Source organism: Pseudooceanicola algae (genome assembly GCF_003590145.2).
Taxonomy (GTDB): Bacteria; Pseudomonadota; Alphaproteobacteria; order Rhodobacterales; family Rhodobacteraceae; genus Pseudooceanicola; species Pseudooceanicola algae.
The window spans coordinates 2,485,001-2,504,856 of the sequence record NZ_CP060436.1 but is presented as its reverse complement, the minus strand read 5'-3'; the positions used below and the strand labels follow the sequence as shown (position 1 = coordinate 2,504,856).

General features: G+C 65.0%; 20 protein-coding genes (1 of these 20 cut by a window edge). 11 read left to right on the top strand and 9 right to left on the bottom strand.

The genetic code is table 11. The features are described from left to right. Nucleotides 1–144: 144 nt before the first annotated feature. Complete coding sequence (hemC, locus tag PSAL_RS11750) at nt 145–1,092, top strand: hydroxymethylbilane synthase (protein ID WP_119838577.1); 948 nt, start codon at nt 145–147, stop codon at nt 1,090–1,092. A gap of 45 nt (nt 1,093–1,137) precedes the next feature. On the opposite strand, the gene PSAL_RS11745 is transcribed toward hemC, so the two are convergent. Together PSAL_RS11745 and PSAL_RS11740 are read right to left on the bottom strand one after the other, a co-directional pair. Beyond that, the gene (locus tag PSAL_RS11745; RefSeq protein WP_119838576.1) at nt 1,138–1,632 is read right to left on the bottom strand and encodes an RNA pyrophosphohydrolase; all 495 of its coding nucleotides are present in this window, start codon (nt 1,630–1,632) and stop codon (nt 1,138–1,140) included. A 65-nt stretch (nt 1,633–1,697) separates the two neighbouring features. After that, nucleotides 1,698–2,594 (bottom strand): LysR substrate-binding domain-containing protein, encoded by an 897-nt coding sequence (locus tag PSAL_RS11740; RefSeq protein ID WP_119838606.1) that lies wholly within the window; start codon nt 2,592–2,594, stop codon nt 1,698–1,700. 108 nt (nt 2,595–2,702) lie between these two features. Here PSAL_RS11740 and PSAL_RS11735 point away from each other — a divergent pair, with 108 nt between their 5' ends. Further along, nucleotides 2,703–3,929 carry an acyl-CoA dehydrogenase gene (locus PSAL_RS11735; RefSeq protein WP_119838575.1) on the top strand — a complete coding sequence of 409 codons (1,227 nt, stop codon included), beginning with the start codon at nt 2,703–2,705 and terminating at the stop codon, nt 3,927–3,929. A 179-nt stretch (nt 3,930–4,108) separates the two neighbouring features. Further along, complete coding sequence (locus PSAL_RS11730) at nt 4,109–4,513, top strand: VOC family protein (protein ID WP_119838574.1); 405 nt, start codon at nt 4,109–4,111, stop codon at nt 4,511–4,513. Nucleotides 4,514–4,576: 63 nt separating this feature from the next. Here PSAL_RS11730 and PSAL_RS11725 read toward each other — a convergent pair whose 3' ends face one another. The 5 genes from PSAL_RS11725 to rsfS form a co-directional block, all read right to left on the bottom strand. Next, nucleotides 4,577–5,965: a S41 family peptidase gene (locus tag PSAL_RS11725; RefSeq protein ID WP_119838573.1), complete on the bottom strand. Its 1,389-nt coding sequence runs from the start codon at nt 5,963–5,965 to the stop codon at nt 4,577–4,579. Continuing rightward, nucleotides 5,962–7,152: a murein hydrolase activator EnvC family protein gene (locus PSAL_RS11720; protein WP_119838572.1), complete on the bottom strand. Its 1,191-nt coding sequence runs from the start codon at nt 7,150–7,152 to the stop codon at nt 5,962–5,964. The genes PSAL_RS11725 and PSAL_RS11720 overlap by 4 nt, the downstream gene beginning before the upstream one ends. Continuing rightward, nucleotides 7,149–8,684 (bottom strand): 2,3-bisphosphoglycerate-independent phosphoglycerate mutase, encoded by a 1,536-nt coding sequence (gene gpmI / locus PSAL_RS11715; protein ID WP_119838571.1) that lies wholly within the window; start codon nt 8,682–8,684, stop codon nt 7,149–7,151. Before gpmI ends, PSAL_RS11720 begins: the two co-directional genes overlap by 4 nt. 237 nt (nt 8,685–8,921) lie before the next feature. Beyond that, a complete protein-coding gene (gene rlmH, locus PSAL_RS11710; RefSeq protein ID WP_119838570.1) occupies nt 8,922–9,389 on the bottom strand; it encodes a 23S rRNA (pseudouridine(1915)-N(3))-methyltransferase RlmH in 468 nt (155 codons plus the stop codon). Between the two features lie 15 nt (nt 9,390–9,404). Continuing rightward, nucleotides 9,405–9,767 carry a ribosome silencing factor gene (gene rsfS, locus PSAL_RS11705; RefSeq protein ID WP_119838569.1) on the bottom strand — a complete coding sequence of 121 codons (363 nt, stop codon included), beginning with the start codon at nt 9,765–9,767 and terminating at the stop codon, nt 9,405–9,407. 516 nt (nt 9,768–10,283) lie between these two features. Here rsfS and leuC point away from each other — a divergent pair. From leuC to PSAL_RS11680, 5 genes are all read left to right on the top strand, one after another. Beyond that, entirely contained in the window at nt 10,284–11,687 is a 1,404-nt protein-coding gene (leuC, locus tag PSAL_RS11700; RefSeq protein WP_119838567.1) for a 3-isopropylmalate dehydratase large subunit, read from the top strand. A 40-nt stretch (nt 11,688–11,727) separates the two neighbouring features. After that, nucleotides 11,728–12,246: an HdeD family acid-resistance protein gene (locus PSAL_RS11695; RefSeq protein WP_119838566.1), complete on the top strand. Its 519-nt coding sequence runs from the start codon at nt 11,728–11,730 to the stop codon at nt 12,244–12,246. 117 nt (nt 12,247–12,363) lie between these two features. Next, nucleotides 12,364–12,765, top strand: coding sequence for a hypothetical protein (locus PSAL_RS11690; protein WP_119838565.1), 402 nt, complete (start codon nt 12,364–12,366; stop codon nt 12,763–12,765). Between the two features lies 1 nt (nt 12,766). Continuing rightward, a complete protein-coding gene (leuD, locus tag PSAL_RS11685) occupies nt 12,767–13,372 on the top strand; it encodes a 3-isopropylmalate dehydratase small subunit (protein WP_119838564.1) in 606 nt (201 codons plus the stop codon). A 124-nt stretch (nt 13,373–13,496) separates the two neighbouring features. After that, nucleotides 13,497–14,504 (top strand): endonuclease/exonuclease/phosphatase family protein, encoded by a 1,008-nt coding sequence (locus tag PSAL_RS11680; RefSeq protein WP_119838563.1) that lies wholly within the window; start codon nt 13,497–13,499, stop codon nt 14,502–14,504. 33 nt (nt 14,505–14,537) lie between these two features. On the opposite strand, the gene PSAL_RS11675 is transcribed toward PSAL_RS11680, so the two are convergent. After that, nucleotides 14,538–15,875, bottom strand: coding sequence for a methyl-accepting chemotaxis protein (locus tag PSAL_RS11675; RefSeq protein ID WP_119838562.1), 1,338 nt, complete (start codon nt 15,873–15,875; stop codon nt 14,538–14,540). 63 nt (nt 15,876–15,938) lie between these two features. Beyond that, nucleotides 15,939–16,913 carry a Rossmann-fold NAD(P)-binding domain-containing protein gene (locus tag PSAL_RS11670; protein WP_196222746.1) on the bottom strand — a complete coding sequence of 325 codons (975 nt, stop codon included), beginning with the start codon at nt 16,911–16,913 and terminating at the stop codon, nt 15,939–15,941. Nucleotides 16,914–17,009: 96 nt separating this feature from the next. Here PSAL_RS11670 and PSAL_RS11665 point away from each other — a divergent pair, with 96 nt between their 5' ends. The 3 genes from PSAL_RS11665 to PSAL_RS11655 form a co-directional block, all read left to right on the top strand. Beyond that, the gene (locus PSAL_RS11665; protein WP_119838561.1) at nt 17,010–17,906 is read left to right on the top strand and encodes a LysR family transcriptional regulator; all 897 of its coding nucleotides are present in this window, start codon (nt 17,010–17,012) and stop codon (nt 17,904–17,906) included. 79 nt (nt 17,907–17,985) lie between these two features. Further along, on the top strand, nt 17,986–19,089 hold the full coding sequence (gene leuB / locus PSAL_RS11660; RefSeq protein WP_119838560.1) for a 3-isopropylmalate dehydrogenase: 1,104 nt from the start codon (nt 17,986–17,988) through the stop codon (nt 19,087–19,089). A 129-nt stretch (nt 19,090–19,218) separates the two neighbouring features. Then, nucleotides 19,219–19,856, top strand: the 5' portion of a protein-coding gene (locus tag PSAL_RS11655; protein ID WP_119838559.1) for a DMT family transporter. Its footprint extends 322 nt past the window's final position; the window shows 638 of its 960 coding nt (coding positions 1–638); it begins with the start codon at nt 19,219–19,221; the stop codon falls past the right edge of the window.

The following is a 19,856-nucleotide window of genomic DNA, read 5'->3' as shown; positions in this document are numbered from 1 at the left end:
CCTGATGTTTCCCTGTTCCAAATATCCCCGCCGGAGGCAGTGCCAACGCCCGCCGCGCCGCGACATCCCTGCTTCAAGGTGCCACCCATGCCCCGCGCACCCTTCCTCTTGCGCCCTCGCCTGCGCCCGCCTATCCCTCGGAGCATGAAAAACGCCCTGCCAAGCCCCGCCGCCCCGCTAAAGATCGGCACCCGAGGGTCCCCCCTCGCCGTTGCCCAGGCCGAGGAAACCCGCGACCGCATCGCCGCGGCCTTCGACCTGCCGCAGGAGGCCTTCCGGATCGTCCCGATCTCGACCGCGGGCGACAGGATTCAGAACAAGGCACTGCGTGAAGTCGGCGGCAAGGGGCTGTTCACCCGCGAAATCGAACAGGCGCTGCTGGAAGGCAGCATCGACATCGCGGTGCATTCGATGAAGGACATGCCGGTGGAGCAGCCCGAGGGGCTGATCCTCGATTGTTACCTGCCGCGCGAAGACCCTCGCGACGCCTTCGTCTCGCGCCGTTTCGAAGCCATTGCCCAGGTGCCCCGGGGCGCCACCATGGGGACCTCCAGCCTGCGTCGCCGCGCCCAGCTTCTGTTGCGCCGGCCGGATCTGAACGTGGTGGAGTTCCGCGGCAATGTGCAGACCCGGCTGCGCAAGCTGGATGAACGGGTGGCCGATGCGACCTTTCTTGCCATGGCCGGGCTCAATCGCCTCGGCATGGCCGAAATCGCCCGCAGCGCCATTGCCCCCGAAGACATGCTGCCCGCCATCGCGCAGGGCGCCATCGGCATTGAACGACGCCAGACCGACAGCGCTACCGCTGCGCTGCTGGAGCCGATCCACCATCAGCCCACCGGTCAACGCCTTGCAGCCGAACGCGCCTTCCTTGCCCGTCTCGACGGCTCTTGCGAAACCCCCATCGCCGGGCTGGCAGATCTTGACGGCACCTCCCTGCGCCTGCGCGGAGAGATCCTGCGCCCCGACGGCTCCGAAGCCCATGCCGACGACCAGAGCGCCCCGATCGAGGACGGTGCTGCCCTTGGCCGCGAGATGGCGGAAAAGCTGCTGTCCCGTGTCGCGGATGATTTCTTCGACTGGCGTCAGTAGCCGGGGCGCGGTCGCCGGCGTCGGGGACCGCGGCACCTAGACAGGTCAGATCAGCTCGTCAGCGAACAGCTCCAGCACCCGCGCATAGACCTCGCGCTTGAAGGGGACGATGTTTTCCAGCAGGTCGCCGACCGGCATCCAGCGCCATTCGGTGAATTCGGGGTGCTCGGTGGCGATGTTCACGTCCGAATCCTGGCCGTGGAACTGCATCAGAACCCATTTCTGTTCCTGTCCGCGAAACCGGCCCTTCCAGATGCGGGGCACGATGTCATGGGGCAGGTCGTAGGGAATCCATTCGCCGGTTTCTGCGATGATGCTGACCTTGTCCGCGGTCACGCCGGTTTCTTCCCAAAGCTCCCGCAGGGCGGCCTCCTGCGCCGATTCGCCTTCGTCGATCCCGCCCTGGGGCATCTGCCAGGCAGGCGGCTCGCCCGGTCGCATGTCGTTGCGCTGCCCGGTGAACACCCGGCCCTCGACATTGACCAGCATCACGCCCACGCAGGGACGATAGGGCAGGGCGGCGATCTCTTCGGGGGTCATGGGGCACTCCATTGATTTTCACTGCATCCTATCTACTGCTGCGCGAACCGCAACGCGGCGGGGGCTCAGGCCCAAATTCCGGCAATTTCCGCGCTCAGCCAGTCGCGGAAGCGCGCCACATCGGGCCGGTCGGCGCTCCGATCGGGGTAGATCAGTGTATAGGCCTGCCCGGTTTCCAGCCTGCGGGTCGAGGCCTGGCGCAGCCGCCCGTCGCGCAGGGCGGTCGCTGCGATGATTTCGGGCACCAGACCGACGCCCAGCCCGGCGATGGCGGCATCCACCACCATGTCGAAATGATCGAACCGCGCGCCCCGCAGGCTGCGGCGCGGGTCGATCCCGGCGGCGCGGAACCAATCGGGCCAAAGGCCGGGCCGCGTGCTTTGCTGCAAGAGAGGCAGGGCCAGCAGATCGCCATCCGGCAATGGACCACCCCGGATCAGGGCGGGGGCGGCAACGGCCACCATGTCTTCGTCCAGCAGATGCAGGTGATGCGCCCCGGCGCTGCGGTGCTGGCTGCGCTGGATCGCCAGATCGAAAGGCGCCGTTTCGAAATCCACCGGCGCAAGCCTGGCGGCCACGTCGAACCCGACGCCGGGGGTCGTCGCAGCAAAGGCCCCAAGGCGCGGGATCAGCCAACTGCGGCCGAAGCTCGGCAGGACGGCCATGCGCAGCACCGCTGCCTGGCCGGCAAAGGCCATCACCCCGGTCGCCGCCGCATCGAGCCGCGTCAGCAGATCCTCCGCCTCGGCCAGAAAGGCCCTGCCCGCAGCCGACAGGCTCAGTCGTTGCCGCGCACGCAGGAACAGCGCCACGCCCAACCGGTCCTCCAGCGTGGCGATCGATCGGCTGACCGCGCTTTGCGTCAGGCCCAGGTCCCGTGCAGCCCCCGTGGTCGTTCCGGCCCGAGCACATGAACAAAAGGCTTCAAGCTCGCCCACCGAAGGTGTGTATGCTTTGCGCACCCGGGTCCCCTTCATTCCGAAATCTCATAGCCCTGCCAGAATTACTCGTTAGCCTCGCCGCCGTCCATCGCCTATCCTGTCCGCGAAACGACACACCCGGAGGATGCCATGGACACGCCCGTCAAACCCGCACTGAAGGACAAGGACCGCCCCGGCATGTCCAGCTTTGCCTGGGAAGACCCCTTCCTGATCGAGGATCAACTGGAAGAAGAAGAGCGCATGATCCGCGACACCGCGCATGCCTTTTCCCAGGAAAAGCTCGCCCCCCGGGTCGAGAAAATGTACCTCGAAGAAGGCGTCGAACCGGACCTCTTCGCCGAGATGGGCGAAATGGGCCTGCTCGGCGTGACTGTCCCCGAGGAATACGGCGGCATCGGTGCCGGCTATGTTTCCTACGGGCTTGTCGCGCGCGAAGTCGAACGCGTCGACTCCGGCTATCGCTCGATGATGTCGGTGCAAAGCTCCCTTGTCATGTACCCGATCTATGCCTACGGCAGCGAGGAACAGCGCCGGAAGTACCTGCCGAAACTGGCGTCCGGCGAATGGATCGGCTGTTTCGGCCTGACCGAACCTGATGCAGGCTCCGATCCCGGCGGCATGAAGACCCGCGCCATCAAGACCGAGGGCGGCTACCGTCTGATCGGGTCCAAGATGTGGATCTCCAACGCACCGATCGCGGATGTCTTCGTGGTCTGGGCCAAATCCGAAGCCCATGATGGCGCGATCCGCGGCTTCGTGCTGGAAAAGGGCATGAAAGGCCTGACGGCCCCCAAGATCGGCGGCAAGCTGTCCCTGCGGGCCTCGATCACCGGCGAGATCGTCATGGACAACGTCGAAGTCGGCGAAGAGGCGCTCCTGCCTCATGTCTCCGGTCTCAAGGGACCCTTCGGCTGCCTCAACCGCGCGCGCTACGGTATCGCCTGGGGCGTCATGGGCGCGGCCGAGGATTGCTGGTTCCGTGCACGGTCCTACGGGCTCGACCGCAAGCAATTCGGCAAGCCGCTGGCGGGGATGCAACTTTACCAGAAGAAACTGGCCGATATGCAAACCGAAATCGCCCTCGGCCTGCAGGCGGCCTTGCGCACGGGGCGGCTATTTGATCGCGCCATGGCTTCGCCGGAGATGGTCTCGCTGATCAAGCGCAACAACTGCGGCAAGGCGCTGGATATCGCGCGCATGGCGCGGGACATGCATGGCGGCAACGGCATTCAGATCGAATATCAGGTCATGCGTCATGCGATGAATCTGGAAACGGTCAATACCTACGAGGGTACGCACGACGTCCACGCCCTTATCTTGGGTCGCGCCCAGACCGGTCTGCAGGCTTTCTTCTAGGCCCTGCCCAATCTCGCTCCCCCCTGATGTTTCCCTGTTGGAAAATATCCCGGAGGAACGCCCGGAGACCGCGTCGAGCGGTCACCGGGCGTGGGGGCAGAGCCCCCGGCACGCCGCCTGACCGGCAGCGCCCACACAGCAGGCTTCCCAGCGACCCGACTGCATGGCATCCTGTCGCCATGCTCAGCCATGTCACCATCGCCATCTCTGACTTCGACCGCGCCCGCGCCTTCTACCAGCCGCTGCTGCTGCGCCTCGGGTTGCAGGAATCCTGGTTCCTGCCCGGAGAGGAAGCCGCCTGGCGTGCCCCTGGGCAACCGCGCCCGCTGTTCTTCCTAGCCCGGCCCTACGAAGGTGAACCGGCACCCGGAAACGGGCCGATGATCGGTTTTCTCGCGCCCGACCGGGGCGCGGTGCGCGACACGCATCATATGGCTCTTGCCACCGGCGCGACGGACCTCGGGGCGCCGGGTTTGCGGCCGCGCTATCATCCGAATTATTACGGCGCCTATTTCCGGGACCCCGACGGCAACAAGATCTGCATCGTCTGCCATGATCCGGATCCCGCTGATCCCACCCCCTGACCAGTCACGCAAAAGGGGCGCTGCAGATGCAACGCCCCTTCAGGTCAGCGATGGACCAAGGACTTAGGGGTTGGCAGCGGCCGCGTCATCGCCGCCGGCGGCGGCTTCCAGGCGATACTGGGGACCAAGCGCCGACAGGCCTTTCAGGATGTCGATGGCATAGGCCAGTTGGTAATCCTCATCCCGCAGCTGGGCGGCTTCATCGGCCTTGGCGCGCTCTTCCTCGATCTGGCGGATCTCGTCCTCGGACAGCGAATCATTGTCCAGCGCTCCGCGCAGATCCGCTTCGGACCGCGAGAAGCCCAGCGGAACTTCGTCTTCCGCGCTGGCATCTGGATCGACACGCGGCTGTTCCACCACGATATCGGGCGAGACGCCAAGGTTCTGGATCGACCGGCCCGAGGGCGTGTAATACCGCGCCGTCGTCAGCCGGATCTGGCCATCCCCACGCAGCGGCATCACCGTCTGGACAGAGCCCTTGCCAAAGCTCTTGGTACCCACGACGATCGCCCGGCGATGATCCTTGAGCGCACCTGCGACAATTTCCGAAGCCGAGGCAGAGCCGCCGTTGATCAGCACCACGATGGGCTTGCCGTCGATCATGTCGCCCGGCGTCGCGTTGTAGCGGTCGCCATCGCCCGGATCGCGGCTGTGGGTCGACACGATTTCCCCTTTGTCGAGGAAGGCATCGGAGACCCGGATCGCCTGCACCAGCAGACCACCGGGGTTGTTGCGCAGGTCCAGCACCACGCCGTTGATGTTGTCCAGCCCACCGGCGGCCTCGATCTCGGCTTCCAGGTTTTCCTGCAGGTTGGGGAAGGTCTGGTCGTTGAAGGTCGAGACCCGCAGGACAACGGTCTGCCCCTCGGTGCGCGCCCGCACGGCGGTCAGCTTGATCGTGTCGCGCGTGATGGTGATGTCGAAGGGATCGGCCTCGCCTTCGCGTACCACGGTGATCACGATCTCCGAGCCGACGGGGCCGCGCATCAGTTCGACCGCATCGTCCAGGGTCAGACCCAGCAGGCTTTCACCATCGACATGGGTGATGAAATCGCCGGCCTCGACACCGGCCTGATCGGCGGGGGTGCCGTCCATCGGGGTCACGACCTTGACGAAGCCGTCTTCCTGGGTGACCTCGATCCCAAGTCCGCCGAATTCACCGCGGGTCTGGACCCGCAGGGCGTCGGCTTCGGCCGGGGGATGATAGCTGGAATGGGGATCAAGCGACGTCAGCATTCCGTCGATGGCTGCTTCGACCAGCTTGGCGGGATCGACTTCTTCTACATATTGGCTGCGGATCCGTTCGAAGACATCGCCGAAAAGCTCGAGCTGCCCATAGACATCGGCCTCGCGGGCATTGTCCTGCGCCAGAAGCGGCGGGGCGATCTGCGTCGTGGCCAGCACGGCGACGGCAGCGCCGCCGATGGCCGCCAGGGCGAATTTTCTCTTCATTGCGTTTCCTTCGTCATCTCGAACCAGCCTGCGGGGTCCTGCGGCACGTTATCCTGCCTGACCTCTATATAAAGCGTTTCGTCGGAGGCAGGACCAGCCTCTTCTGTTGCTGCGGCCGGTGCAACCCCGTCACTTGCGCGCGATTGCCCTGCCATCAGGCCCAGCGGAGCACCCGCCGAAAGGACCTCTCCGGTTTCTCCGTATACCGTCTTCAGCCCCGCCAGAACAAGGAGTACGCCGGATTGCGGTTCCAGGATGATCACGTTTCCGTAGTCGAGCAAGGGGCCGAGGTAGCGGATCGTCGCGGCAACCGGTGTTGTCACCAGCGCCGAGGGCAGGGTGGCGACAAGGATTCCGGGGCGCACGATACCAGCAGCATCGGCCTCGCCCGCCTGGCGCAGCAGCGTGCCGGCGACGGGCAGTGGGATGCGCCCCCTGCGGCCCGTCAGGTCGTGGTCGGGGGCATCGGTCACGCTGTCGTCATCGACGATATCGGGCAGGCCTTGCGCAAATTCGCGCAGGGTTTCGGTCGTGGCGACCAGCAGTTGCACCTTCAGGGGATCGGCCGAGAACCGTTTCGGCAAGCCGCGCCGGTCCGAAACGGCCTGGCTCAGTTCGGTCCGGGCCAACTGGGCGCCGCGAAGCCCCTCCTGCAATCGGGCCGCAGCGCCTTCGCGCAGGCTGCGCAGGGCGCGGGCCTCGTCCAGCTCGGCCCGCAAGTCGCGCGCCTGTTGCGCCAGGGCCGGCGCGGTGTCGGACATCATCATGCCCGCGCGCACCGTCCCGATGGGACCGGCGGGATGCAGCAGCAGGACCGGCGCCGGTTCTGTCGAGATCACCTGCAATGTGCTGACCAGCGCCGCAATCTCCTCGCTCTGCGTGGTGAACTTGTCCTGCAGGGCGGTTTCGCGGCGGGCGGCATCGCGCAGGCTGTCGCGCAAGGCGGCAAGGCCCTGTTCATAGGCCTTCACCGTCTCGGTCAGGGCCGCGACCCGGTCGCGCGCGCCTTCTGCCGCATCCAGCCGCATATGCGCGGCCTCCAGCGCATCGGCTGCTGCGCGCGCGGCCGTCGCCGCCGGAGCCTCCTGCGCCAGAACGCCTTGTGCAAGGGGCGCGCAGCCCAGCAACAGCCCAAGCGCCGCCGCTCGCGCGGTCAGGCCTGCATAGGTCCGGCGCGCGGTGGTCATTTCGGGGCGGTCTCCCCGACGATCAGGGTCTTGCCTGTCATCTCGGTGGGTTGCTCAAGCCCCATCAGTTGCAACAGCGTCGGGGCCAGGTCGGCCAGCCGGCCATCCCGCAAGGCCACGCCGCCCGGCCCGCCGACCAGCGCCACGGGCACCAGGTTCGTCGTATGGGCGGTATGCGGGCCGCCGGTTTCAGGATCGATCATGGTTTCGCAATTGCCGTGATCTGCGGTCAGGATCATCGCCCCGCCGGATTTTTCCAACGCGTCGACCACCCGGGCCAGACCCCGGTCCACAGCCTCGCAGGCGGCGACGGCCGCATCGATATCGCCGGTATGGCCTACCATGTCGGGATTGGCGAAATTGGTCACGATCAGGTCGTAGCCATGTTCGATTGCCTCGACGAACTTGTCCGTCACCTCGCCCGAAGACATCTCGGGTTGCAGATCATAGGTCGCCACCTTCGGCGACAGCGGCATGTAGCGATCCTCGCCCTCCTTGGCCTTTTCGACCCCGCCATCAAGGAAGAAGGTAACATGGGGATATTTCTCGGTCTCGGCCAGACGGAACTGCGTCTTGTGGTGCTTTGCCACCCATTCGCCCAGAGTGTTGACCAGATCCTGCTTGGGATAACAGGTGGTCATATAGGTGCTGTGCTCGTTGGAATATTGCACCATGCCGAGGAAGGCGGCCAGTTTCGGGCGCGACCCGGTGTCGAAACCGTCGAAACCGGGCTGACCGATCGCGGCCAGGATCTCACGCGCGCGGTCGGCGCGGAAGTTCATGCAATAGAAGCCGTCGTCATCCCCCAGCCCGGCATACTCCCCGATCACGGCCGGCAGAACGAATTCATCGCTCTTGCCCTCGGCATAGCTGGCTTCGACCGCGGCCTTCGCGCTTTCGGCGGCCACCCCTTCGCCCTTGATCATCGCGCCATAGGCAAGGCTGACCCGCTCCCAGCGGTTGTCCCGGTCCATCGCGTAATACCGCCCCGAAACGGAAACAATTTCGGCGTTCTCGGGCAGCGCGGCTTCCAGTGTCTCAATATAGCTCAGCGCCGATTTCGGGGCCACGTCCCGCCCGTCCGTCACCGCATGCATCTTCACCGGCACCCCGGCAGCGGCAATGATCTTCACGGCGGCGATGATATGCACCAACGAGCCATGCACGCCACCATCGGACACCAGCCCCATCACATGGGCGGCACCTCCGCTTTTCTTCAGGGCCGCGATCATGTCGTTCAGCGGCCCGTTCTGCGCAAAGGAGCCATCCTCGATCGCCAGATCGATCTGGCCCAGATCCATCGCCACAACCCGTCCTGCACCGATATTGGTATGCCCGACTTCGGAATTGCCCATCTGCCCGCGCGGCAGGCCCACATCGGGCCCATGGGTGACCAGCGTCGCCTGGGGGCAGGTCGCCATGATCCGATCATAGGTCGGCGTATCGGCCAGCGCGGGCGCATTGGCTTCGCGCTCTTCGCGCAACCCCCAACCATCGAGAATGCAGAGAACAACGGGAACGGGAATGCGCATGACGGGATCCTTGACCTGTTTCGCCCGGTTCTAACCGCTTGGCGGCGCCGGGTGAACCGGCTTTGCACCATCAGGGCGGATTGTAGCGGATGCACTCCCGCCCAACCCCGGGGCAAGACCATTTTCCCCGCATCTGCCGGGCCCTGACCTGCAAATGTTTCCCTGTTCCAAATATCCCGGGGAGTCTCCCGCAGGGAGACGGGGCAGAGCCCCTCTACCGTCGTCGGACACACCCGCTCAGACCCGATGGTAGGGAGAACCGCCAAGGATGGTCACCGCACGATAGATCTGCTCGGCCAGCATGGCACGGGCCAGCATATGCGGCCAGACCATCTTGCCGAAAGACAGCATCAAATCGGCACGCCGGCGCAGGGCCGGGTCCAGCCCGTCGGCGCCACCGATCAGGAAAACCGTATCGCGGATGCCTTCATCGCGCCAGCCCGCAAGGACCTGCGCGAAATCAGGGGATGTCAGAAGCTTGCCCCGTTCATCCAGGGCCACGACGCGGGCGCCATCGGGGATCATGCGCAGCAGGATCTCGGCCTCGGCCGACATGCCGCCCTTCTTAGCCTCGCCATCCTGCACAGAGGCGGGGCCAAGGCCCATGGACCGGCCGGACTTGCCGGCCCGGTCCAGGTAATCGTCGATCAGCGCCTTTTCAGGGCCGGCGCGCAGCCGGCCGATGGCGCAGATACCCAGCTTCATGGATCGGCAGCCGGATCAGCCGCGCGGGGTCGCGCTGGCCGGTTGCTGCCACATCTTCTCAAGCTGGTAGAACTCGCGGACTTCGGGGCGGAACACATGGACGACCACGTCGCCGGTGTCGATCAGCACCCAGTCCCCGGTTTCCTTGCCTTCCACCTTGGCGGTCCGGCCCGTCGCCTGCTTCAGCCGGTCGACAAGCTTTTCCGAGATCGCCGCGACCTGCCGCGACGAGCGGCCGGAGCAGACGATCATGTAATCGCCAATCGACGATTTGCCCGCAAGATCGATGGTCACGATCTCTTCGGCCTTGTCGTCGTCCAGCGATTGCAGGATGAGGTTGAGCTGCCCCTTGGGCGAAAGCTCGTCTGGGGCGGTCATCACAAAGGCCCCGTCTTGCGCGGAATGATCCGCTGATGTGTCGAATGACAGGACATTGTCCTCCCTGGCAGCGCACCGCCCAAGCCCCGGTGCCGGGCGTGTTCCAAAGATAGCAAGCCTGCGGTTTCATTTCAACGAAAGCGCGCCCTTTGGCAGGAACAGGCCACTTATAGCCTTTGGGCCCCCGCTTCAAGCCGATGAATAAGGCCGCTGCGTCACACTGCCTTCGCTCATCCAGCGCGCGGTTTCACACCCCCACCACTGCTTGCGCGCCCCCAGGTCCGGACCGCCGCCCCACGGGATCTGCACCCCACAGCCCCGTAAAAGCTTGCCGATCGCCCCGACTGAGAGTATCTGGAGCCCCATGACGCAGATATTCGACATGGATGACCGAGCGCGCCTGCCCTGGCGTTTCTTCGGCGCGACCCTGACGATCCTCGCCCGCCTATGAGCGCGGCGGGTTGATCCCGCATGTCTCCATCACCGATTCCACGCAAATCCAGGGAGAGGATTCCCATGTCCCCCAAGACGCTTTACGACAAGATCTGGGACGCCCATGTCGCCCACGAGGCCGATGATGGCACCTGTCTTCTTTATATCGACCGTCACCTCGTGCACGAAGTGACCAGCCCGCAGGCCTTCGAAGGTCTGCGTCTGGCGGGGCGCAGCGTCCATGCGCCCGACAAGACCATCGCCGTGCCGGATCACAACGTGCCGACCACGCTCGACCGCGCCAACGGGATCGAGAACGAGGAAAGCCGCATCCAGGTCGACGCGCTGGACAAGAACGCCAGGGACTTCGGCGTGCATTACTATCCCGTCTCGGATGTCCGCCAGGGCATCGTGCATATCGTCGGGCCCGAACAGGGCTGGACCCTGCCGGGCATGACCGTGGTCTGCGGTGACAGCCACACCGCGACCCATGGCGCCTTCGGGTCGCTGGCCCACGGTATCGGTACCTCCGAGGTCGAGCACGTGCTGGCCACCCAGACCCTGATCCAGTCCAAGTCCAAGAACATGAAGGTCGAGATCACCGGCCAGCTGATGCCCGGTGTCACCGCCAAGGACATCACCCTGTCGGTCATCGGCGCGACCGGCACCGCCGGCGGCACCGGCTATGTCATCGAATATTGCGGCGAAGCCATCCGGTCGCTGTCGATGGAAGGCCGCATGACCGTCTGCAACATGGCCATCGAAGGCGGCGCCCGCGCCGGCCTGATCGCGCCGGACGAAACCACCTTTGCCTATGTCATGGGCCGCCCCCATGCGCCCAAGGGCGCTCAGTGGGAAGCCGCGATGACCTGGTGGAAGACGCTTTATTCCGACGACGACGCGCATTGGGACAAGGTCATCACCCTGAAGGGCGAAGATATCGCGCCGGTCGTCACCTGGGGCACCTCGCCCGAGGACGTGCTGCCGATCACCGCCGAAGTCCCCGCCGCCGAAAGCTTCAAGGGTGGCAAGGTCGAGGCCGCCAGGCGCGCGCTTGACTACATGGGCCTGACGCCGGGCCAGAAGCTGAGCGATATTGCCATCGACACGGTCTTCATCGGGTCCTGCACCAATGGCCGGATCGAAGATCTGCGCGCTGCGGCCGCGATCCTGAAAGGCAAGAAGGTCAAGGACGGCATGCGCGCCATGGTCGTGCCGGGCTCCGGTCTGGTCCGGGCGCAGGCCGAAGAAGAAGGCCTGGCGCAGGTCTTCATCGACGCCGGTTTCGAATGGCGGCTTGCGGGCTGCTCCATGTGCCTTGCGATGAACCCGGATCAGCTTAGCCCCGGTGAACGCTGTGCCGCGACCTCGAACCGGAACTTCGAAGGCCGTCAGGGCCGGGGCGGACGTACCCACCTGATGTCCCCGGCGATGGCGGCGGCAGCGGCGGTCACGGGCCGGCTTACGGATATCCGGGAATTGATGTAATCATGTCCGGGTCTTTCAAACCCGGCGGGGGAGCGAACCCATGAAGGTATCCACGACTTTGATCGCCGTTGCAGCCCTGCTGCTGATCGGCGGCGTCCTGGCATTGATGAACCCCTTCGCGGCCTCGCTGGCCGTGACGACCATGGTGGGGATCTTCTTTCTTGCCAGCGGGATCATCCAGGCCTGGATCCTGTTCAAGGCCGACGCCCATGACCTCCGGTTGTGGAACGCCTTCGTGGCGCTGCTGACCATCGTCGCGGGTGTCTGGCTGCTGGCCAATCCGCTGCAGGGCACGGTGTCGCTGACGCTGATCCTGGGTGTGGTCTTCTTTGTCATGGGGATCGTCCGCCTGATGATGGCGACCCGGCTGGCGGGCACGCCTTTCCTTTGGCTGGCGGTCCTGTCGGGGGTGGCTTCGGTCGGGATCGGCCTGCTGGTGTTCTTTGATTTTGCCAGCGCGGCGCCGACCCTTCTGGGCCTGCTTCTGGGCTTCCAGCTGCTGGCCGAAGGGCTGGGCCTGCTGACCTTCGGCATCGTCATCCGCCGCAACGGCAACTAAAAGATTTCGCCCCGGCGCCGTCCTGGCGCCGGGATGTCCCTAAGCATTCAAGATCAACCCGTCCGGCCGGCCCGCAGGGACCCACCGGGCGCCTGTTCCCCAGGGAGATGACCTGACATGAGGCAAATCACCAAGATCAGAACGGTCGCCGCGGCCCTGATTCTGGGCGCGCTGAGCGCCTGCGCGGCCACGAATGACAGCACGGCCCTGCCATCCGAGGAATTTCTTTTCCGCAGTGACGCTGGCCGCCTCGCCGGGACCTACAACCCGCTCGGCTTCTTCGCCGCAGAGGTGCCGACCTACCTTGGGGCGGCCTGCAGGGGCGGCAAGGTTACAGGCTATGCAGAGACCGCCCAACCCGATGGCAGGACGGTGTCCTTTGCCGCGTCCTGTGCCGAGGGTCCTCTTTACCCGCGCGGCGGTGTCTACGAGGTCGAGAAGCGGATCGATGGCAGCGTGCTTGTTGCAGGCACGACCGGCAATGGCGACGGCTTGATCAGAACAGAAAACGAGTACTGATATGGAAAAATTCGAAAAACTTTCCGGGGTTGCGGCGCCTATGCCGCTGGTCAACATCGACACCGACATGATCATCCCGAAGCAATTCCTGAAGACGATCAAGCGGACCGGCCTTGGCGTGCATGCCTTTGCCGAGATGCGCTATGACGACAATGGTGACGAAATCCCCGATTTCGTGTTGAATCGCCCGGCCTATCGCGCGGCGTCGGTGATCGTTGCGGGCGACAATTTCGGCTGTGGCTCGTCACGGGAACACGCGCCCTGGGCGCTGGCGGATTTCGGCATCAAGGTGGTGATCTCGACCTCCTTCGCGGACATCTTCTTCAACAACTGCTTCAAGAACGGGATGCTGCCGATCGTCATGCCGCAAGAGGTCGTGGATGTGTTGATGAAGGACGCCGAAAAGGGCTCCAACGCGCGCATGGACGTGGATCTTGAGGCGCAGACTGTCACCACCTCGGATGGCGAAGTCTTTGCCTTCGAGGTCGATCCGTTCCGCAAGCATTGCCTGTTGGAAGGGCTGGACGATATCGGTCTGACGCTTGAAAAGGTCGCTTCGATCGAGACATTCGAAGCCGCTGCAACCCAGTCCCGCCCCTGGGTCTGAGCGCGTGTCCCGTCAGGTGAAAGGGCGTCCTTGGGGGCGCCCTTTTGCGTTTCGGGATGGGAGACGCAGGTTAAGCCTGCGTTAACCACGCCCTGCCACCTTGCCGGACAGGACGGAGGGGCAGATGGGCAAGGCATGGCGATGGCTTCTGGCGCTGGGGACGATAGCGCTGACCACCGGGGCGGCGGCAGATCCCCGGACCCTGCGCATTGCCTATTACGACACGGAGCTTGAGGCCGAAGGACCGGGTCTTCTGCTGCGCGATCTGCTGGCGGGCAAGGATCCGCGTTTCGCCGCCCTTGGGCAGGTTGTCGCGCGGGTTGATCCGGATATCCTGGTCCTGGCGGGGATTGACTACGATGCAGAGAACCGCGCGCTTTCCGCATTGAATGCAGGTTTCGCAGCGCCCTATCCTCATCTTTTCGCCGCCCGTCCGAACAGTGGTGTGCCGACCGGGCTGGATCTGGATCGCAACGGTCGCCTTGGCGAGGCGCGCGATGCCCAGGGCTATGGTCGGTTCAACGGCGCGGCGGGGCTGGCGGTGCTGTCCCGTTTGCCGCTGGGGCCGGCGCGGTCCTTTTCGGAGCTATTGTGGCAGGACCTGCCGGGCAGTCTGATGCAACCAGACGATACGGGACGCGATCATCAACGCCTGTCCTCAGTCGGACATTGGCTGATCCCGGCGGGGCCGCTGACCTTGGGGATCTTTCGCGCCACGACACCGGTTTTCGACGGGCCCGAAGACCGCAACGGGCGGCGCAATGCGGATGAGATCCGGTTTTGGCAATTGCTTTTGGCCGGGGAATTCGGCCCGCCCCCGGCATTCCCCGTGGTGATCGGCGGCGCCAACCTCGACCCCGCCAAGGGCGACGGGCGTCGGGAGGCGATCCATGCCCTGCTGGCCGATCCTGCGCTTCAGGATCCGCGCCCTACAGATGGGCAGGGAGAGGTGGCGACGGTGGATTGGGGCGGTGCCGGGCCGGGCCGAATGCGGGTCGACTACGTGCTGCCTAGCGCGGCTTTGCAGGTGGTCGGGTCCGGGGTCTACTGGCCCGTGGAGTCTTCGCTTGCCGAGGCGCCGCAGTTGGTCGGGCGGCATCGGCTGGTCTGGGTTGATATCCTGAAGCCCTGAAACCCCGGTCAGACGGCGGCGGGGCACCAGCGATCAGGCGGCCTTGATCCCGGCGATGAACTTCTTGATCTGGGCCTGCAGGCTGTCGGATTGATCGCTCAGCCCCTGGACGGCGGTCAGGACCGTGGCGGTGTGGTCGTTGGTCTGGCGCACGACCGTGCTGACGGCCTCTATGTTCTGGGTCATCTGATCGGTGCCGGTCGCTGTCGCCTCGGCGTGGCGGGCGATGTCGTCGGTGGCCAGCTTCTGTTGCTCGACCGAGACCGAGATGGCCGAGTTGATTTCGGCGATCTGCCGGATGGTGCCGCCGACATCGTGGATTGCGTCCACGGCTTCGATGATGTCGCGATGCATCTGGTCGATGCGGCCCGAAATATCCGTCGTCGCCTGGGAAATCCGCGTCGACAACTGCTTTACCTCTTGGGCGACAACAGCAAACCCCTTGCCCGCTTCCCCGGCGCGCGCCGCCTCGACCGAGGCATTCAGGGCCAGCAGGTTGGTCTGGGAGGCAATATCGGAAATCATCTCGATCACGCCGCTGATTTCCTGGCCCGAGCCCTTGAGCGCCTGGACCAGATCGTCGGTGCGTTCCGCCTTGGCGGTTGCCTCGGCCGAAATCCGGTCTGCGTCGTGCACCTGTGCCGTGATTTCGCGGATCGAGGCAGAAAGTTCCTCGGCAGCGCTGGAGACGGACAGGATCTTGACCGCCGTTTCTCCGGCGGCCCCGACAGCGGCATCGACACGGGGCAGGGCACTGCGCGACCCTTCGGACATCGTGCGGGCGATTCCCGTCAGTTCATGCGTCGAGCTCTGGACATTGGTGGAAACCGAGCCGAAGGCGGCCTCGACCCGGGCGCCGAGCCGGCCCAGGCGTTTGCCGAAGTCTTCCTTCTGCGCGGTATTGAAGCCGTCCTGCGCGAGCATCTGATCAAGGATCGCCGCGCGGGTCACCGCATCGGCGATCTGTTCGGCCATTTCCAGCCGCAGCTTGCCGCGCCGCGCCGCGCTGCGCAGGATCACCACGTGGATCTGCGCCAGGGCCCGCCCGTAGGCGGTGAAGAAGCTTTCGATATCGAGGCCGGACAGGAAATGCGCCCGCCCGATATTGCGCGATTCCGTGGCAAAGGCGTTGTCCAGCCTGTCAGAGAACAGCCGGGACCAATGGGCCGAGCGCGCCCGGACTTCGCGATCCAGCGCCGCCTCGTCCGGGTACATGCCGATCAGGTCGGGACGGGCGCGGATCATCGCCTTCTGGTCGTTGACGATCTCTTCCATCTGGCCGGACAGGATTGTCCCGGCATCGTTCAGCAGCGACCGGGCGGCCGCATCCAGCCCCAGGGTGTTCAGAAGGTGAGGCATGTCACTGGTCATCGAAAGCGCGTCCTTTCAGAGGGCATACCGAGGGGTTGTCCACGAAAGGGCTTACCGAACAGTTTAACCGCCCCGATGATCAAGGTGCAATTTTCTCTTTCCGCGTGATGTGGGATGGTGCTTTGCGCCGCGGTCAGATGGTCGGCGGCGGGCCCGGCCGGGCAGTGAGTCCGTGACAGCTTCAAGCGCTTCGGGCAGGGGCGTGGGCTGCCAGTCGGGCAGTAGCTGCGCCAATCTGGCGGAGTCCAACCGCTGGGGTTTTTCCCAGAGATAGCGCATCTCGATCAACCCGGAGGCCCCTGCCATGACGGGCCTCAGCAGCGTCACAATCAACCAGTGGAAACGCGCGACCCGGACCGGCCGGCCCAGAGCCGAGGCCAGTGCGGCGGCCAGTTCGCCCCCGGTCAGGGTGTAGCCGGGAAAGGGTACGTCCTCGAAGCCGGCAAGATCTTCGCGGATTTTGGCCAGCGCGACGGCGGCGCGGGCGGCATCGGGAAGGTAGGCCCAGGCGTGGGGGCGGTCAGCGGGCCCCGGATAGGTGATCCTGCCACGGGCCAGCGGCCGGGTGATGATCTGGTCGAACCAGTTGCCGGAGGGCCGCGTGTCGATGAAATCTCCGCAGCGCAGCAAGATCACCCGACAGGGCGCGGTGCGGTACATCTGCTCGACCTTGATCCGCAACTGCCCCAGCGGGTTGGTCGCGCGATGTGGGGTCTGCAACGACCAGACCGGGGGCGATGCCGGACCGAAGACATAGACATTGCCGGGCAGGATCACGGTGGCGCCTGCCGCGCTGGCCGCTGCGATGACGGCCTCGTGCATGGGCAACAGCTCGGCCTTCCAACGGCTGTAATCGACCGGGTTCCAGCCCATCACGATCACGTCCATGCCCTGCGCGGCCTGCATCAGGTCGTCCTGCCCGCGCTGGAAACAATGGGTCCTCCAGCCTGCCGCTTCGAAAGCGGCCTGTGCATGAGAGCCAAATTTACCCCGCGCGCCGAGGATCAACACGTTTTGGGAAGTCTTCGTGGGTTGCATCTGTCCTGCCTCTTGTTCTGACATCTGCGGGCAGGATGGCCTGTTCACACTTGTTGGGGAATTGACCGAGACCACATATCCTATATTCAGAAATGAATGGATAACCGGGTCTCTTCCCTCGACTGGGCGCTGGTGCAGGTGTTTGTCGCCGTGGCCGATGCCGGGTCGCTGTCGGGCGCGGCACGGGCGCTTGGACTGTCGCAACCCACGCTGGGGCGGCAGGTCAAGCGGTTGGAGGACACCCTTGGGGCCGAGCTGTTCCTGCGCCATCCCCGTGGTCTTGCCCTGTCGCCCACCGGACAGCAGATCCTGCCGGCGGCGCGGCGCATCCAGGCCTCGGTCGGAGAGATCGCGCTCTGCGTGGCCGGGCAGGACGACCGGCTGGCGGGCACGGTGCGGATCACGGCTTCGGAAATGGTGGCCTTCCGCATCCTGCCGGGGATCCTGGCGCAGTTGCGCGCCGAGGTGCCCCAACTACGCATTGAACTTGCCGCCTCTGACCGGGCCGAAAGCCTGACCTTCCGCGAGGCCGATATCGCGGTGCGGATGTTCCGCCCCGAGCAGCTGGAAATCGTCACCCGCAGGCTGGGCGTGGTCGAGATCGGGGTCTTTGCCGCGCCACAGTACCTTGATCGGGTGGGGCGGCCGGAAACCATGGCGCAGATTCTGGCCTGCGACCTTGTGGGCTATGACCGGTCGGACCTGATCCTGCGCGGCATGGGCGCGATGGGGATCGCCCTGACCCGCGAAGATTTCGCGGTCCGTTGCGATGATCAGGTGACCTATTGGGAACTGGTCCGCGCCGGCTGCGGCATCGGTTTCGGCCAGCGCAGCATCGGGCGCGCCGATCCGCAGCTGGAAGAGATCCCGAGCCCGCTTGCGCTGCCGGTGTTGCCGGTCTGGCTGGCCGCCCATGAGGTCCTGCGCCACACCCCCCGCGTCGCCCTGGTCTGGGACCGGCTGGAGGCCGGACTCGCCGCCTTCGTTTCTTGAACTTTCCTCTACTTGCCGTTAGGCGAAGCGGAACAGTTCCGGTCGCTGACAGGCCGGAAGTTCAGGAAGGACAGTGACCATGAGCAACCCCTCGCTTCTTATCCTTGCCGGAGACGGCATCGGCCCCGAAGTCATGGCCGAAGTGCGCAAGATCATCGGCTGGTTCGGTGACAAGCGTGGCATGGCCTTCGACGTGACCGAGGACCTGGTGGGCGGCGCGGCCTATGATGCCCATGGCACCCCGCTGACCGACGAAACCATGGCCAAGGCGCAAGAGGCCGACGCGGTTCTGCTGGGGGCCGTTGGTGGACCGAAATACGACGTACTCGACTTTTCGGTGAAGCCCGAGCGCGGCCTGCTGCGCCTGCGCAAGGAGATGGACCTTTACTCCAACCTGCGTCCGGCCCAGTGCTTTGACGCGCTGGCGGATTTCTCGTCCCTGAAAAAGAACGTGGTCGCCGGGCTCGACATCATGATCGTGCGCGAACTGACCTCGGGCGTCTATTTCGGTGAGCCGCGCGGCATCATCGAGGAAGGCAATGAGCGCGTCGGCATCAACACGCAGCGCTATACGGAATCCGAGATTGACCGCGTGGCGCGTTCTGCCTTCGAACTGGCGATGAAGCGCGGCAAGAAGCTGTGCTCGATGGAAAAGGCCAACGTGATGGAATCCGGCATCCTGTGGCGCGAAGTCGTCACGGAAGTCGGCAAGGATTACCCCGAGGTCGAGCTGTCGCATATGTATGCCGATGCCGGTGCCATGCAGCTGACCCGCTGGCCCAAGCAGTTCGACGTCATCGTGACGGACAACCTGTTCGGCGATCTGCTGTCCGATCTCGCCGCCATGCTGACGGGATCACTCGGTATGTTGCCCTCTGCTTCGCTGGGTGCACCGATGGCCAATGGCCGGCCCAAGGCGCTTTACGAACCCGTTCACGGCTCGGCCCCCGATATCGCCGGACAGGGCAAGGCCAACCCCTGTGCCTGTATCCTCAGCTTTGCCATGGCGCTGCGCTACAGCTTTGATCAGGGTGACGAGGCGACCCGCCTTGAAGCAGCGGTGGAAAAGGTGCTGGCCGATGGTGTGCGCACCGCGGACCTGCTGAACGACGAAGGCATCACCCCGGCGACGACCGCCGACATGGGCGATGCGGTGATCGCGGCGCTGGACGCCAGCCTTTGACTGCCGCTGTCCCGGTCCGGACCGGGGCAGCCCACCCGACAATCTGACCTGAAGGGCAGGTTCCGCTTGCCTTTTCGCCTCCCGGCCCCAGCATAAGGCCGGGAGGATGTCTTTTTTGAAGGGGACAGCATGTCTGGAAATACCCGTGGGATTCTTTTCGCCTTGCTGGCCTACGGCATCTATTCGACCCACGACGTGGTGGTGAAATACCTCGGGGCGGATTATTCATCCTTCCAGATCGTCTTCTTCTCGGTCCTGTTCGGCTTTCCACTGACCTCGGTCATGCTGATGCGGGACGCCAAGCCCGGAACGCTGATCCCGGTGCATCCCTGGTGGATGCTGGCCCGAACGCTTTTCACCGTCACCGCCAATGGCTGCGCCTTCTTTGCCTTTTCGGTGCTGCCGCTGGCCGATGCCTATTCCATCTTCTTTGCAACCCCCCTGCTGATCACGGTGATCTCGATCCCGCTGCTGGGGGAAAAGGTACGCCTGCATCGCTGGATCGCCATCTGCGTGGGCCTGGCGGGGGTGGGCATCGTCCTGAACCCCGGTGGGGCGGCGCTGACCGTGGGCCATGTCGCGGCCATGGTCGCGGCCTTCTGCGGCGCCTTCGCGGCCGTGATCGTACGCAAGATCGGATCCGAGGAACGCTCGGTCGTCATGCTGCTTTACCCGATGATGGCGAATTTCCTGTTGATGGGCGTGGTGATGATCATCCTGCCGCGCAGCTATACGCCGGTCGAGGGGCTGAACATGCTGGGCTTTGC